A 14,493-nucleotide genomic window follows, 5' to 3' on the forward strand; every position below is an offset into this window, starting at 1 on the left:
GACGGTTCGGCCGCCCGGCCGAACCGTCACGGCCTGCCCTTCACCACCGCGTCCGCGAGGAGACCGTTCCCATGTCCGCTGAGTCGCACCCCACACTGCCGCCGGTACGGCTGCACTCCGATGCGGAGCTGGCGCGCGACGCCCTCGGTGCCCCGCTGTTCGCGCGAGCCGTGCGACTGGCCCGCTGGGCAGGGCCCGCCACCCGTGTCGGTGCCGCCGGCGAACTGGCGGCCGACCAGCTTCCCGGAGCCGCCGCCCACCTCGGCCTCGACGCGGCTGACGAGGACTCGGCCGGGGACGCGAGCCAGGCCTGGCGGGTGGCCGTGGACACCGGCCTGGTGGACGTGACGGAGCCGGAGGAGGACGCGGACGGTGAAGGGGTCGCCGAGGGGGAGGCGGGCGAGGGCCCGTACGGCACGGCCGTGCCCGGCGAGGACCTGGCGCTGGTCACGGGCGGGGCGCCCGGCGACGTGCTCGACCTGTGGCGGGCGGCTCTGGAGGCGGTGCTCGCCGACGCCGCCGTGCCCGACCTGGAGGACCTGGTCGACGCGGTGGACACGGACGGGGGAATCGACTTCGACCGGCTGGACTGGAACCCGGGCCGCGAGGCGGACTTCCTCGACGAGGCCCTCGCCCACCTCTACCTGCTCACCGCCGCAGAGGGCGGCACGGCGGACCGGCCAATTCCGCTTCCGGTGTTGGCCGCGTCGATGGTCGCGCCCGACGGAATGGGCGAGCCGAGCGACGCCGTCCTGGAGCAGGTCTCGGACGCGATGATGCGCCTCGACGACCAGTTCCGGCAGCTGGCACCGATCGGACTGGTGGAATTCCGCCCCGTCGACGAGGAGCTGATGGCGCAGGTCGACGAGGACGGGCCGCTCGGCGAGCCGGAGGGGGACGAGGACGTCTCCCGCTACGGCATGGTCCGCCTGACCCCGCTCGGCCTCTACGGGATCCGCGCCCGGATGCTGGAGGCGGGAGTGGCGGCCCCCGCCCTCGGTGAACTGGCCGCGAAGGGAGCCGACGCACTCCTCGACGGCGTCGCCTCCTACCCCGAGCGCACGGCGCAGGCCGAGATCGAGCAGTGGATGGCGGACCGCGAGCCCGCCGCCGCGGTCGCCGAACTGCTGGCCGCCGCACGCGGGGACGACGAGGGCGGACCGCTGCGCCGGCTGCGCTGCCAGCAGGCCCTCGCGCTGGCCGGCCCGGAGGCCGAGCCGGTGGTCCGCTCGGTCCTGGACGAGGCGGAGCTCGGCGGTCTGGCCCGGGTCTGGCTGGCGGAGCACGGGGCGGCCGACGTACCGGCGCCCGCCCCGGAGATGGTGTTCTGGCTGACCGTCGACACGATCGCGGCGCAGCTCGCAGCGGACGGCGAGACCGAGGAGCTACCCCTTCTGATGGAGACCCTGACCGCACATCACACGGGCTTCTTCGACCGGGTGTGGCGCGTCGAGCACCCCTCGACCGTACGGGTCCTGGAGGCGATGGGCCGGCTACACCCGGACCCGAAGACCGCGAAGGAGGCCCGCAGGGCCGCGTTCAAGGCGCGCTCCCGCAAGCCCTGAGAGCTCGGATCGTGGCCGGTCCGCGGCCGGTCCGGGGGCCGACCCGGGTCCGGTCGTGGCCGGGTCCGGGGGCCCTCGCCGAGCGCTGGCGACAATGCGCCGTTCCTGGGCCGGAGCTGGCCATTCCGTCGACGGGCAAGGGGCCGGTATCTCTTCGTGGGTAATTCAGCCGCCGTTCACGTGCGGGCGGGAGCGTGTGCGCCGACGACCGCACGACAGGCGCACCACTCCCCACCCCTGGAGACCTGATGCCGCTCAGCCGCAGAGACTTCACCGCCCGTACCGTCATCGCCGGCGCGGGAGTCGCGCTCACCGGGACCGTCGGCGCCCTCGCCACCGCACCGGGCGCGCTCGCGGCCGAGGACGGCGCGCACCACGATCAGCACGGGCGGCCCTGTGAGCCCGGCTACGGCCCGCTGGTCCCCGACCCGGCCGGCATCCTCGCCCTCCCCGCAGGCTTCCGGTACCGCGTGATCACGCACAGCGGCGTCACCCGGCTGGAGTCCGGTGAGACCACCCCGTCCAACCACGACGGGACCGCGGCCTTCGAGGGCGGGCGGGGCGTCACCCTCCTCGTCAACAACCACGAGCTCAAGGGTCGGCGGGAGAACTGGGCCCGCCCCGTCCCGCTCGCCGAGGGCCTTGTCTACGACCCGGCCGCGGCAGGCGGATGCACCGTGGTCGAGGTCCGGCGCGGCGGCGAGGTCGCCGAGTGGGTCGGCATCGCCGGTACGTCGACCAACTGCGCGGGCGGCGCAACGCCTTGGGGCACCTGGCTGACCTGTGAGGAGAACTCGGACCTCGCCGGCAAGAACGGCATGACCAAGGACCACGGCTACGTCTTCGAGGTGGACCCGCACGACCGCCGCGCCAACCGCGATCCCCGGCCCGTCAAGGCCTTCGGCCGCTACGACCACGAGGCCGTGGTCATCGACCCGCGCCAGGGCCACGCCTACCTGACCGAGGACGCCTCCGGGCCCAACGGGCTGCTCTACCGCTGGACCCCGCCCTACGGCTTCCGGCACGGCCGCGGCAGGCTCCGTACGCTCGCCCCCGACGCCGGTGTGCTCCAGGCCGCCAAGTGCATCGACAGCTCGGGCCGGTTCGTCGACGACTTCTCGCGCGCCACGCGGATCGGCACCGTCTACGGCGTGGACTGGGTGGACGTGCCGGACCGCGACGCGCGCACGGTGCCGGTGCGGCGGCAGTTCGCCGACAACGTGGTGACACGCGGACGCAAGCTGGAGGGCATGTGGTGGGCCGACGGAGGCGCGTACTTCGTCTCCTCCTACGCCCGTGAGGAGAGCCCGGGCGCCGCGCACGACGGCCAGGTCTGGTTCTACGACCCCAAGCGGCGCACGGTCCGGCTGACCGTCCTCATCGGGGTCAACGCCGACCCGGCCGCGGACGGCGGCTATGACGGCCCGGACAACATCACCGTGTCGCCGTACGGCGGGCTGGTCATCGCGGAGGACGGCTCGGGGCTGCAACACCTGTTCGGCGCGACCGAATCGGGCCGCACCTACCCGCTGGCGCGCAACGAGCTGAACATCGGCTCGGCCGAGGAGCCCGAGTACTCCGAGTTCACCGGGGTGTGCTTCTCACCCGACGGACGCACCCTGTACGCCAACATCCAGGAGCCCGGCATCATGCTGGCCATCACCGGGCCGTGGCGGCGCGCACACTGACGCTCCGCCCGGCCGGATCGCGGGCTCAGTGGGCCGGGGAGACCTCCATACGGGAGGCCTCGGCCCACTCGGCGAGCAGGAACTCGTACGCCTCGGAGGGCCAGTCGCCGTCCACCCTGGTCTCCACGAGGTGCCGTATCGCCTCGTTCGCCTCGGCGGCGGACGGGCGGGCGGGCCCCGCGGGTGTGAGTGACTCGTGCATGCTTCCTAGGCTACGGGCGGGCACTGACAGCCACTGACGGACAACGCGTGGCATCCATCACCCGCGAACCCGTCCGGTGGCGGCCTGTGCCCGCCCACCTGCTCAGAGTGCCTGCGCGGCGGGCTTGACCATGCCGCGCACTGTGCGCGACTTCACAAATTCGCCCATGGCCGTCATCTCCCACTCGCCGGAGAACTGACGGATCAGCTTCGCCATCATCACGCCCGTCTGCGGCTCGGCGCCGGTGAGGTCGAAGCGCACCAGCTCCTCGCCGCTGGCCGCGTCGATCAGGCGGCAGTAGGCCTTGGCCACTTCGGTGAACTTCTGGCCGGAGAAGGAGTTGACCGTGAAGACCAGGCCGGTGGCGTCGGCGGGGAGCCGGCCGAGGTCCACGACGATGACCTCGTCGTCGCCCGCGCCCTCACCCGTGAGGTTGTCCCCCGAGTGCTTGATGGCGCCGTTCAGGATGGACAGCTTGCCGAAGTAGCAGCTGTCGATGTGGTTGCGCTGCGGGCCGTACGCGATGACGGACGCGTCGAGGTCGATGTCCCGGCCGCGGAAGGCGGGCTCCCAGCCCAGGCCCATCTTCACCTGGGAGAGCAGCGGTCGGCCGCCCTTGACCAGGGAGACGGTCTGGTTCTTCTGGAGACTGACCCGGCCCTTGTCCAGGTTGATCTTCCCGGTGGCGGGCGGGGCGGCCGGGGGCGCGGGCGCCGGGGCGGGGGTGACCGGGGCGGGGGTGCCGACGCCGGCGGTGAGCCAGGGGGAGGGCTGGTGGCCGGCGGGCGGGGCGGGGGGCATCGCGGGTGCGGGCGGGGCGGCCGCCGGAGCCGGCTCCTCGTCCACGCTGACCCCGAAGTCGGTGGCGATGCCGGCCAGGCCGTTGGCGTACCCCTGGCCGACCGCGCGGACCTTCCAGGCGCCGCCGCGCTGGTAGATCTCGACGACGACGAGCGCGGTCTCGGTGGCCAGCTGCGGCGGGGTGAACGAGGCGATCACCGTGCCGCCGTCGGCATTGCGCACGGTGGCGGTGGGCTCGATGCCCTGGAAGGTCTGCCCGGCGGCGTCGGGACTGGCCGTGACCACGATCCGCTCGATGCCCTGCGGCACCGCGGAGGTGTCGACGGTGACCGAGTCCGGTGCCGCGCCCCCACCGGACCGGTAGGTGACGCCGGGCCCGGAGGGCTGGTTGAAGAAGATGAAGTCGGCGTCGGAGCGCACCTTGCCGTCCGCCGTGAGGAGCAGGGCGGACACGTCGAGCCGCACCGGCGCAGCCACGTCGACCGTCACGCGGGCGGCGTTGAGCGGCAGATTGGATCCAGGGGTCATAGCGGTCATGCCGGGAGAACGAGCGGGGATGCTTTGCCGTTCCCTTACCTTGGCGATATTTCGCCGCCGGGCGCCGGGGCGGTCGCGCCGCGCCCCGGCGCCCGGCGGCGCGGCGGGTGTGCTGCTCAGCCGCCGGTCACCCGGCGCGGCAGGCCCAGCGGATTGGCCTCGCGGAGCTCGGCCGGAAGAAGAGCATCCGGGACGGACTGGTAGGCCACCGGCCGCAGCCAGCGCTCGATCGCCGTGCCGCCCACCGAGGTGGAATGCGAGGTCGCGGCCGGGTACGGCCCGCCGTGGTGCTGGGCCGGGGCCACCGCGACCCCGGTCGGCCAGCCGTTGACCACGATCCGCCCCGCCAGCCCCGTCACCTGCCCGATCAACTCGGCGGCCGGGCCGGGGGCGCCCTCGGTCTCGGCGGCCGACAGCTGGAGGGTGGCGCTCAGGTTTCCGCCGAGGCGCTCCAGGACCGCGCTTGCCTCGGCCTGGCCGGCGTACCGGACGACGACGGTGACCGGGCCGAAGCACTCCTCGAGGAGGACGTCGTGCCGGTCGCCCGCGAGGAGCTCCTCCGCCCGTACCGTCAGATATCCCGCTCCCACGGTGTGCTCGCCGCCGGCCCCGGGGGTGACGGGGGCGTCGACGCCGGGCAGCGCGGCCCGCTCGCGCACCCCGGTGACGAAGTTCTCCCGCATCCGGTGGTCGAGCAGCACCCCGGGTTCGGTCTCGCCGAGGGCCTTGGTGAGCTCGCCGGTGATCCGGTCGCCGTCCGTGCCGTCGGGCACCAGGACCAGGCCGGGCTTCACGCAGAACTGGCCGACCCCGAGGGTGACCGAGCCAGCGAGCCCTGCGCCGATCTCCTCGGCGCGCTCGGCGGCGGCCGCCGGGGTGACCACGACGGGGTTGAGGGAGCCCAGTTCGCCGTGGAAGGGGATCGGTACGGGCCGGGCGGCGGCCGCGTCGAACAGGGCCCTGCCGCCCCGGATGGAACCGGTGAAGCCGGCGGCGGCGACCAGCGGGTGACGGATCAGCTCCAGGCCCGCGTCGAATCCGTGGACCACGCCCACCACTTCGGGCGGGAGCCCGTTCGCGACGGCCGCCCGGCGCAGCAGCGAGGCGCACAGCTCGGAGGTGGCGGGGTGGTCGGGGTGCGCCTTGACCACGACCGGGCAGCCGGCGGCCAGTGCGCTCGCAGTGTCGCCGCCGGGGACGGAGAAGGCGAGCGGGAAGTTGGAGGCGGCATAGACGGCCACCACGCCGAGCGGGACCTTGTAGCGGCGCAGGTCGGGGCGCGGCGGAGTGCGGGAGGGATCCGCGTGGTCGATCCGGATGTCGAGGTAGGTCCCCTCCTCGACGGCGTCGGCGAAGGCGCGCAGCTGGCCGGTGGTGCGGGACAGCTCGCCGGTCAGCCGACCCGGGCCGAGCGCGGTCTCGGCGTCGGCGGCCTCGATGACGTGGGCGGCGGCCTCGTCGAGCAGGGCGGCGGCGGTGCGCAGGAAGGCGGCGCGGGCGGCGGCGTCCGCGAGCGCGCCGCGGGCGGCGTGGGCGGCTCGCACGGCTTCGTCCACTTCGCGGGATGTGGCCTCCACCGCAACCTGCTCGCGCTGCTTCCCGGTGCGGGGGTCCACACTCCAAACTGGTGTCGCTGCCATGGCCCACTGCCTCCTGGGTCGTTCAGTATTCTGAACGCGGTTCCGGTGGATGAATGATCACATCTGTTGGGGACTCTATTTCCGGGTCCTCCGCGTGACAAGGGGCGACCCGAGGCGACCAGAGGGGAAGCAGCTGCATGACGACGACCGAGTCGGGGATCCCCGCCCAGGCGGCACCGGTCAAATCGGCGGTCCGGACCGTCCTGCTGCTGGAGCACTTCGCGGCCAGCCCCGGCCTGCACAGCCTGGCCGACATCCAGAACGACCTCGCCCTGCCCAAGTCCAGCCTCTACATGCTGCTGCGAACCCTGGTGAACCTCGGCTGGGTGGAGACGGACGCGACGGGCACGCGGTACGGCATAGGGGTGCGGGCCCTGCTGGTCGGCAGTTCGTACATCGACGGCGACGAGGTGGTCGCCGCCGCCCGGCCCACCCTGGATCGGCTCTCCGACGACACGACAGAGACCATCCACCTGGCCCGGCTCGACGGGACGAGCGTGGTCTACCTCGCCACCCGCCAGTCCCAGCACTACCTGCGGCCCTTCACCCGGGTCGGGCGGCGGCTGCCCGTGCACTCGACGGCGCTCGGCAAGGCGCTGCTCGCCACGCACTCGGACGCGGAGGTGCGGGCGCTGCTGCCGCGGCGGCTGGAGGCGGTGACCGAGCACACCGTCACCGACCGCGAGCAGCTCATCGAGGAGCTGGAGCTGGTACGCGAGCAGGGGTACGCGCTGGACCGGGAGGAGAACACGCTCGGGCTGCGGTGTTTCGGGGTGGCCGTGCCGTACCGGACGCCGGCCCGGGACGCGGTGAGCTGCTCGGTGCCGGTGGCCCGGCTGACGCCGGGGCACGAGCAGGTCATCAAGGCGGCGCTGTTCGAGGCGCGCGACCGGCTGTCGGTGGTGACGCGCCGCATGTGACGGCGCGCGGGCCGCGGGGTGGGCCGGGTGCGCGTGACGGTGCGTGCGCCGCTGCGCCGCCCGCCGCCTCCCCCGCGTGGGGGAGGCGGTTCCCCACTGAGGGGGAGGCGGCGGGCCGCCGCGCACGGGACTGTTGGGGCATGACCGCACGAGCCGTTCACACGAGGCAGGCACCAGAGTCCTCCGCACCTGTTCCCGCGACCGGGAGGAGGCGCATCGTCACGGCAGTGGCCCTGGTGGCCCTGGTGCCGTATCTGGCGCTCAAGGTCGCCTGGCTGTCCGGCAGCCGGATCGGGATACCGGACGGCAGCGCGCTGTTGCAGCCCGGTCCGTTCCTCACGGCGGCCAATGCCGTCACCCTGGCCATGGACGCGTGCGTGATCCCGCTCGTCCTGGTGCTCACCAGACCCTGGGGGCTGAGAACCCCCGGCTGGATGCTGACCCTTCCGGCGTTCGCCGCCACCGGCCTGCTGACCCCGATCCTCCTGGCTTTCCCGGGGCAGTTGCTCGTACGCGCCCTGGGCTTCGGATCCGGCCCCGAAGCGGCGGCCGCGCGGGAGCCCTTCCTGGACTCCTGGGTCTTCACCGTCGTGTACACGGGATTCACCGTCCAAGGACTCACCCTGGCCGCGCTGTTCGTGCCCTATGCGCGCAAGCGTTGGGGCCGGCGGTGGCAGGGCGTGGTGGGAGAGCGGCTGCCGCGACTCACGGGGGTGGTGGCGGCAGCCGCGACCTCCGGTGCCCTGGCTCTGACGGCGCTGTTCCTCTACTGGGCCGCAGGCGGCACCGCAGGGCTGAGTGCCGAGCGGGCCGAGGCCCATACGGCGGAGAGCGCCGTCGTGTCCCTGGCCCACGCGATGTGCGCGCTCGCCGCAGGAGCGGGGGCGCTGCTCCTGGCCCGCGGCGGAGCCCTTCGGGCGCGGTGGCCGCTCGGGCTCGCCTGGGTCGGTGCCGCCGCGACCCTGGCGTGGGGGGTCTTCACACTGGCCGTCTCATGGGGGCCGCAGGTCGACGGCGGTGAAGGCCCCTCCACCGCCGAGCAGTTGATCTACGCTGGCCAGATGGTCACGGGATCGCTCGCCACCGCCGTCCTCACCCGGTTCCTCATATCCCGACGCGAGCATTGATGCGCGGCGGCCTGAGCCGGCTGCTGGGCGCGCCGGCCCGGCTGCGATGGGTCCACCAGATCCTCGGCGGAGCCCTGCTGATGCCCTACTTCCTCCTGGCCACCGTGGGGGTCGGTATGGCGGCCGACGGAGCCAACGCCCTGTCCTCCCTGCCGCTGTCCCTCGCGGCCTACGCCGCGGCTCTGCCCCTGGCCGCCGTCACGGGGGTGTACGGCCTGGTCCGGCCGCTGTCGGTGAGTGCTGTCCGGGCCATGTGCCAGGTGCCGGGGGAGCGGCTGGCCGAAGGGCCGGCGCGGTCCTGGGCCGCGCGGGGGCGCGCGTCCGCGTGGTGGACCCTGCACCTGGGGGTCGGGGCGCTCGTCAGCGGCATGACGCTGGCCGTGCCTCCCCTGGCGGTGGTGCTGCTCGTGCTGCCGTTCGTGAGCGGCCTGCGCGAAGCCCGTCTGGGGTTCGGGTGGTTCGGCACGGGCGTCGAGACGTACGCGGCTCCCCTTGTCGGGATCGGCCTGCTGGCCGCGCTCACCCTGTGCGCGGCCGCCGCCGGGGAGCTGCTGGCCAAGCTGGCACCCGTACTGCTCGGGCCCACCGCCGCGGACCGGCTCGCCGCGGCCGAGGACCGTGCCGCCGACCTGGCCGTGCGCAACCGGCTGGCCCGGGAGCTGCACGACGCCGTGGGGCACGCCCTCAGCGCCGTCACTCTCCAGGCGGCCGCCGCCCGGCGGATGCTGGAGCGCGACCCCGCCTTCGTACGGGAAGCGCTCGCCGCGATCGAGGACACCACCCGGCGGACGGTGGGGGAACTGGACGCCGTCCTGGGCCTGCTGCGCGAAGGGGAACCGGCCGGACCGGAGGGGCCGCCGGGCCGCGCCCCCACCCTCGCCGCCGACCTGGACGGGCTGCTGGACCGCACTCGTGCCGCGGGCACCGGCGTCAGCGCGCACCAGGACCCCGGTCCCGCGGGGGACTGGGCGCGGCTCCCGGAGATCACCTCGCGCGAGGCCTACCGGATCGTGCAGGAAGGCCTCAGCAACGCACTGCGCCACGGCGCCGGCCCGGTGGATCTGCGGATCCTGGTCCGGGCCGGCCAGGACACCGAACGACGAGAACTGGAGATCACCATGACCAACCCGCCCGCCGCACCCGAGGGCAGGGAGCCCCGTACCGGCGGGGGCCGCGGGCTGCGCGGCTGCGCGGAGCGGGCCGCACTGCTCGGCGGCAGCATCGAGGCGGGCCCGTACCAGTCCCGGTGGCGGCTGCGCGCGGTCCTCCCGCTGGCCGGAGCGGACCGGTGACCGCGGCCGCCCCTGCGGTCCGGCCGCCCCTGCGCATCGTGCTGTGCGACGATGAGCGGATGGTCCGCACCGCCCTGCGGGTCATCCTTGAGGCCGAAGCCGATTTCGAGGTCGTCGGCGAGGCCGCCACCGGTGCCGAGGCCGTCCCGCTCGTGCGGTCACTCGCCCCCGACGTGGTGCTGATGGACGTGCGGATGCCCGAGATCGACGGAATCCGGGCCACCCAACAGATCCTCTCCACCATGCCCGAACCACCCAGGATCGTGGTCGTCACCACCTTCGAGAACGACGCCCACGTCTACGACGCGCTGCGTGCCGGAGCAGTCGGCTTCCTCCTCAAGCGGGCCGACCCCGACGAACTGATCGGGGCGGTCCGGCTCGTCGCCCGCGGGGACTCGCTGCTCTTCCCGGCCGCCGTACGGTCCCTCGCGGCCGCCCACGCGGCGGCTGCCGTCCCCGCCGCCGCTCCCTGGATCGCCACGCTGACCGGCCGCGAGGCCGACGTCCTGCGCCTGATGGCCACGGGGCTGTCCAACCACGAGATGAGCGAGCGCCTCGGAGTGGGGCCGCAGACGGTCAAGACCCACGTCGCGTCGGTGCTCACCAAGACCGGCTCCCGTGACCGCACCCAGGCGGTCATCGCGGCCTACGAAGGAGGATTCATCATGAGGAAAGCCTGAGAAGTCCGCCACAATCGGGGCAGAGCGGAACGCCCGAGGCCGCCGGGACGTCCTTTCGGGGGATGAACAAGACGATCAGGCGTGCGTCGGTCTTCTGTCTGCTCCTGGTGCTGGCCCTGCTGGTCCGCGTCACCTGGGTGCAGGCGTACCAAGGCCAGGCCCTCGCAGACGACAAGCACAACCGCAGGAACCTCATCGGGCAGTTCGAGAACCCGCTGGGCAACATCATCGTGGGCGGGGAGGCGATCACCGGCTCGGAGAAGACCGGGGGCAAGGACTTCGGCTACAAGCGGACCTATGTCGACGGCCCCCTGTACGCGCCCGTCACCGGCTACAGCTCCCAGGCCTTCGGCACCAGCATGCTGGAGGGCGTCTACAAGAACGTCCTCAACGGTTCCGACAGCCGGCTGAAGACCGTGATGGACACGCTCACCAACAAGCGGGCCGACCCGGGCAACGTCCTCACCACGATCGACAAGGACGTGCAGAAGGCCGCCTATGACGCGCTGCAGGGCAAGCAGGGCGCTGCCGCGGCCATCGACCCCGCCACCGGCGAGATCCTCGCCGTCGTGAACAACCCCTCCTTCGACCCCGGCAGCATCGCCGGCGCCAACGACCAGAAGGCCTGGGACGCGCTCTCCGCGGACAAGGGCAAGGCCATGGAGAACGTCGCGCTCCGCAAGCCCCAGGCGCCCGGCTCCACCTTCAAGCTCGTCACGCTCACCGCGGCGATCGAGAACGGCCTGGTCACCGACATCGACCGGCAGACCGGCATTCCCGACCCCTACACGATCCCCGGCACCCGCACCCTGCTGCCCAGCGAGGCGGGCTCCGCGGCCTGCAACAACGTCTCGGTGCGCACCGCCCTGCGGCTGTCCTGCAACAACGTGTTCGCCGAGCTCGCCTTCAAGCTCGGTCAGGACAAGATGCTCGCGACCGCCGAGAAGCTCGGCTTCAACGCGCAGATCGACACACCGGTCCGCACCAACCCACCGAGCAGGTATCCGACGCAGAAGATGTCGGTCGACCAGGTCGCGCAGACCGGAATCGGCCAGTTCGACGTCCAGGCCACCCCGCTGCAGATGGCGATGGTCACGGCCGCGATCGAGAACGGCGGCAAGCTCGTCGCCCCGCACATGGTCTCCGAGGTCACCGACGCCAACGGCAACGTGCTGGAAAGCTTCAAGGACCCGGAGTCCCGGCAGGTCATGAAGGAGCGGACGGCCTCGATGGTCCGGGACGCCATGCGCACGGTCGCCACCGAGGGCGGCGGCAAGCCGGCCCAGGTGCCCGGCGCCGAGGTGGGCGGCAAGACCGGCACCGCGCAGCGCGGCGTGAACAACAGCCTCGCGCCGCTGGCCTGGTTCACCTCGTACGGCAAGGCCGGTGGCAAGCAGATCGCGGTGGCCGTGGTGATCGAGAACTCCGACACCGACCGCTCCGAGATCGGCGGCGGCAAGCTGGCCGCGCCGATCGCGCAGAAGATGATGCAGGCCTGGCTGAAGAAGTAGGTGTGCGCTGGTGCGCGCCCGACGCGCCGGGAACCGACGTGGTTCCCGGCGCGTATCTGTCTTCATGATCAGGAATGCGCTCCCCGCCGACCTCGACGCCATCGCCGCCCTCCACACCAGGGCCCGGGCCACCTACTACCAGGGCCACATACCTGAAGAGGCCTACGCGGGCGAGGCCGAGTTGGCCCGGACCCGTGAGGGCTGGACCCTGGCCGTCGCCCGCGACGCCGCCGAGGGCGGCGTGCTGTGCGCCGAGGAGGACGGCGAGCTCACCGGGGTCGCCGCCTTCCGCACGCAGGACGGCGAGGCCACGCTCACCCAGCTCCACGTCGACCCGGTCCGCTGGCGCCGGGGCACAGGGGCGGCCCTCCACGAAGCCTGCGTGCAGGTCTGGCGCCGCGCCGGGGTCCGCCGGGTGCGCCTGGAGGTCTACGAGCACAACCAGCGGGCCCAGGCCTTCTACGCCGCCCAGGGCTGGCTGCCCGATCCTGCCGCCACCCCGTCGGGCAGCCACCGCACCCTCTGGCTGGACGTCGCCTGAGGCCGAGGGGGCCCGCCCACCGCCCACCGCTCGCCGCCCGCCGCGTGTCCGGGGAATGGGGCGCGAAGGCGGATGGTTCACACCACTGATGGTTGAACAGCAAACCGTCCCCTCATCGACCCCGGAGAGAAGAAGGATCATGCGCGTCGAGATCTGGAGCGACATCGCCTGCCCCTGGTGCTACATCGGCAAGGCCCGTTTCGCCAGGGGGCTGGCCGGGTTCGCGCACCGCGACGAGGTGGAGGTCGTCTTCCGGTCCTTCGAGCTCGACCCGGGCAGCCCCAAGGGTGTGACCTCCCCCGTCGTGGAGATGCTCGCCGAGAAGTACGGCCGCACCCTCGACGAGGCGCGCGGCATGGAGGAGCATGTCGCCGCGAGCGCCCGCGCCGAGGGGTTGGCGTACCGGACGGAAGGGCGTGACCACGGCAACACCTTCGACATCCACCGGCTGCTGCACCTGGCCGGCGCGCGCGGCCGGCAGGAGGCGCTGCTCGACCTCGCCTACCGGGCCAACTTCGCCGAGGAGCGCTCCGTCTTCGACTCCGAGGTGCTGATCGCGCTCGCGGTCGAGGCCGGCCTGGACGAGGCCGAGGTCCGCGCCGTCCTCGCGGACGGTTCCGCCTATGCCGCCGAGGTCCGCGCCGACGAGCGCGAGGCCGCCGAGCTGGGTGCGAACGCGGTGCCGTTCTTCGTCCTCGACCGCCGCTACGGGATCTCCGGAGGGCAGCCGGCCGAGGTGTTCACCCGGGCCCTTGAGCAGGCGTGGGCCGGGCGTGAGGTGGAGGCGCCGGCGGAGGCTGCGGCCTGTGGGCCCGACGAGGCGTGCGCGGTCCCACAGGTATAAGCAATGCTTGGAGTGGGTGCGCAAAACTCGGCAATGGACTTTGGTTCGCTCCTGGCGCAGAGTTGACGGCATGGATCTTTCGATCGCCGAAGCGACCCGTGCCGAGTTCGCCCACACCACCACCTACCTCAACTCCGCCGCCTGCGGCGTCGTCCCGCGTGCCGCCGTCGCGGCGGTGAAAGAACTGTCCGAGGCGGCGGGGGCCGGGATCCCCGCCGGATTCGGCGACTTCGACCGGGTCAACCGGGCCCGTGCCTCCTTCGCCCGCCTGGTCGGGGTGGACACCGACCGGGTGGCCGTCGGCTCGGCCGTCTCCACCCATGTCGGGCTCGTCGCGGCCTCGCTCCCCTCCGGCGCCGAAGTGCTCTGTCCGGAGGACGACTTCGCCTCTGTGATCAACCCGTTTGTCGTGCGGGACGACCTCAAGGTGCGTTTCGCGCCGCTGGAGTCGCTCGCCGAGGCCGTCGGCCCGGACACCGCGCTGGTCGCACTGAGCGCCGTACAGTCCGCGGACGGGCGCCGGGCCGACCTCGCGGCGGTGCGCGCGGCGTCGGCGGCGCACGGGGCCCGGATGCTCGTGGACGCGTCCCAGGCGGCGGGCTGGCTCCCCTTCGACGCCTCGCCGTACGACTACACGGTCACCGTCGGCTTCAAGTGGCTGCTCAGCGTCCGCGGAGCCTCCTTCCTGACCGTGTCGCGGGAGGCCCAGGACGCTCTGACGCCGCTGCATGCGGGGTGGGTGGCGGCGGAGTCGATGTGGGACGCCGTCTACGGCCCGATGCCGAAACCGGCCGACTCCGCGCGGCGGTTCGACGAGTCTCCGGCCTTCCTCGCCTACCATGCGGCGGAGGTCTCGCTGGCCCTGATCGAGCGGATCGGCATCGAGGCCGTGCACGCCCACGACACCGCCCTGGCCGCCCGCTACCGCGCCGGACTCGCGCGCCTCGGCCACGAGCCCGTGCCGGGCGACGCCGCCATCGTCTCCGTCCCGGGCCTCGCCGGCCGACAGCCCGTGCTGCAGGCGGCCGGCGTCCTCACCTCGGCCCGCGCGGGCCTGCTGCGGGCCTCGTTCCACCTGTACAACACGGAGGCCGACGTGGACCGGCTCCTGGACGTGCTCTCCGCCTCCTGACGCCGCGGGGGCC

13 protein-coding genes are annotated in these 14,493 nt (G+C 73.2%); 10 read left to right on the forward strand and 3 right to left on the reverse strand.

The window, feature by feature from the left end:
• Positions 1-71 precede the first annotated feature (71 nt).
• Both AW27_RS26040 and AW27_RS26045 read left to right on the forward strand, forming a co-directional pair.
• Complete coding sequence (locus AW27_RS26040; protein ID WP_037930141.1) at positions 72-1,565, forward strand: hypothetical protein; 1,494 nt, start codon at positions 72-74, stop codon at positions 1,563-1,565.
• 248 nt (positions 1,566-1,813) lie between these two features.
• Positions 1,814-3,253: an alkaline phosphatase PhoX gene (locus tag AW27_RS26045; RefSeq protein ID WP_037930144.1), complete on the forward strand. Its 1,440-nt coding sequence runs from the start codon at positions 1,814-1,816 to the stop codon at positions 3,251-3,253.
• Between the two features lie 25 nt (positions 3,254-3,278).
• Here the strand turns inward: AW27_RS26045 and AW27_RS26050 are convergent, their stop codons facing one another.
• The 3 genes from AW27_RS26050 to AW27_RS26060 form a co-directional block, all read right to left on the reverse strand.
• Complete coding sequence (locus AW27_RS26050; RefSeq protein ID WP_172671433.1) at positions 3,279-3,455, reverse strand: hypothetical protein; 177 nt, start codon at positions 3,453-3,455, stop codon at positions 3,279-3,281.
• A 102-nt stretch (positions 3,456-3,557) separates the two neighbouring features.
• The gene (locus AW27_RS26055) at positions 3,558-4,793 is read right to left on the reverse strand and encodes a TerD family protein (protein ID WP_172671434.1); all 1,236 of its coding nucleotides are present in this window, start codon (positions 4,791-4,793) and stop codon (positions 3,558-3,560) included.
• Between the two features lie 116 nt (positions 4,794-4,909).
• Positions 4,910-6,433: an aldehyde dehydrogenase (NADP(+)) gene (locus AW27_RS26060; protein WP_037930150.1), complete on the reverse strand. Its 1,524-nt coding sequence runs from the start codon at positions 6,431-6,433 to the stop codon at positions 4,910-4,912.
• 137 nt (positions 6,434-6,570) lie between these two features.
• Here AW27_RS26060 and AW27_RS26065 point away from each other — a divergent pair, with 137 nt between their 5' ends.
• The 8 genes from AW27_RS26065 to AW27_RS26100 all read left to right on the forward strand — a co-directional run bounded on the left by AW27_RS26065 (position 6,571) and on the right by AW27_RS26100 (position 14,480).
• A complete protein-coding gene (locus AW27_RS26065) occupies positions 6,571-7,353 on the forward strand; it encodes an IclR family transcriptional regulator (protein ID WP_037930153.1) in 783 nt (260 codons plus the stop codon).
• A gap of 227 nt (positions 7,354-7,580) precedes the next feature.
• The gene (locus tag AW27_RS26070) at positions 7,581-8,480 is read left to right on the forward strand and encodes a hypothetical protein (protein WP_201773422.1); all 900 of its coding nucleotides are present in this window, start codon (positions 7,581-7,583) and stop codon (positions 8,478-8,480) included.
• Complete coding sequence (locus tag AW27_RS26075) at positions 8,480-9,772, forward strand: sensor histidine kinase (RefSeq protein ID WP_052031357.1); 1,293 nt, start codon at positions 8,480-8,482, stop codon at positions 9,770-9,772. The genes AW27_RS26070 and AW27_RS26075 overlap by 1 nt, the downstream gene beginning before the upstream one ends.
• Complete coding sequence (locus AW27_RS26080) at positions 9,769-10,452, forward strand: response regulator (protein WP_370466566.1); 684 nt, start codon at positions 9,769-9,771, stop codon at positions 10,450-10,452. The genes AW27_RS26075 and AW27_RS26080 overlap by 4 nt, the downstream gene beginning before the upstream one ends.
• 62 nt (positions 10,453-10,514) lie before the next feature.
• Complete coding sequence (locus AW27_RS26085; protein ID WP_037930159.1) at positions 10,515-11,963, forward strand: peptidoglycan D,D-transpeptidase FtsI family protein; 1,449 nt, start codon at positions 10,515-10,517, stop codon at positions 11,961-11,963.
• A gap of 64 nt (positions 11,964-12,027) precedes the next feature.
• Positions 12,028-12,504 carry a GNAT family N-acetyltransferase gene (locus tag AW27_RS26090; protein ID WP_037930162.1) on the forward strand — a complete coding sequence of 159 codons (477 nt, stop codon included), beginning with the start codon at positions 12,028-12,030 and terminating at the stop codon, positions 12,502-12,504.
• 139 nt (positions 12,505-12,643) lie between these two features.
• Positions 12,644-13,348 carry a DsbA family oxidoreductase gene (locus AW27_RS26095; RefSeq protein WP_037930164.1) on the forward strand — a complete coding sequence of 235 codons (705 nt, stop codon included), beginning with the start codon at positions 12,644-12,646 and terminating at the stop codon, positions 13,346-13,348.
• Positions 13,349-13,418: 70 nt separating this feature from the next.
• Entirely contained in the window at positions 13,419-14,480 is a 1,062-nt protein-coding gene (locus AW27_RS26100) for an aminotransferase class V-fold PLP-dependent enzyme (protein WP_037930167.1), read from the forward strand.
• Positions 14,481-14,493: the final 13 nt, after the last annotated feature.

The organism is Streptomyces sp. PCS3-D2 (assembly GCF_000612545.2).
Lineage (GTDB): Bacteria > Actinomycetota > Actinomycetes > Streptomycetales > Streptomycetaceae > Streptomyces.

Bases quoted from the DNA above. Each gene is read 5' to 3' on its own strand.
- AW27_RS26040 (WP_037930141.1), top strand. From the start codon at position 72: ATGTCCGCTGAGTCGCACCCCACACTGCCGCCGGTACGGCTGCACTCC.
- AW27_RS26045 (WP_037930144.1), top strand. From the start codon at position 1,814: ATGCCGCTCAGCCGCAGAGACTTCACCGCCCGTACCGTCATCGCCGGC.
- AW27_RS26050 (WP_172671433.1), bottom strand. From the start codon at position 3,455: ATGCACGAGTCACTCACACCCGCGGGGCCCGCCCGCCCGTCCGCCGCC.
- AW27_RS26055 (WP_172671434.1), bottom strand. From the start codon at position 4,793: ATGACCGCTATGACCCCTGGATCCAATCTGCCGCTCAACGCCGCCCGC.
- AW27_RS26060 (WP_037930150.1), bottom strand. From the start codon at position 6,433: ATGGCAGCGACACCAGTTTGGAGTGTGGACCCCCGCACCGGGAAGCAG.
- AW27_RS26065 (WP_037930153.1), top strand. From the start codon at position 6,571: ATGACGACGACCGAGTCGGGGATCCCCGCCCAGGCGGCACCGGTCAAA.
- AW27_RS26075 (WP_052031357.1), top strand. From the start codon at position 8,480: ATGCGCGGCGGCCTGAGCCGGCTGCTGGGCGCGCCGGCCCGGCTGCGA.
- AW27_RS26085 (WP_037930159.1), top strand. From the start codon at position 10,515: ATGAACAAGACGATCAGGCGTGCGTCGGTCTTCTGTCTGCTCCTGGTG.
- AW27_RS26090 (WP_037930162.1), top strand. From the start codon at position 12,028: ATGATCAGGAATGCGCTCCCCGCCGACCTCGACGCCATCGCCGCCCTC.
- AW27_RS26095 (WP_037930164.1), top strand. From the start codon at position 12,644: ATGCGCGTCGAGATCTGGAGCGACATCGCCTGCCCCTGGTGCTACATC.
- AW27_RS26100 (WP_037930167.1), top strand. From the start codon at position 13,419: ATGGATCTTTCGATCGCCGAAGCGACCCGTGCCGAGTTCGCCCACACC.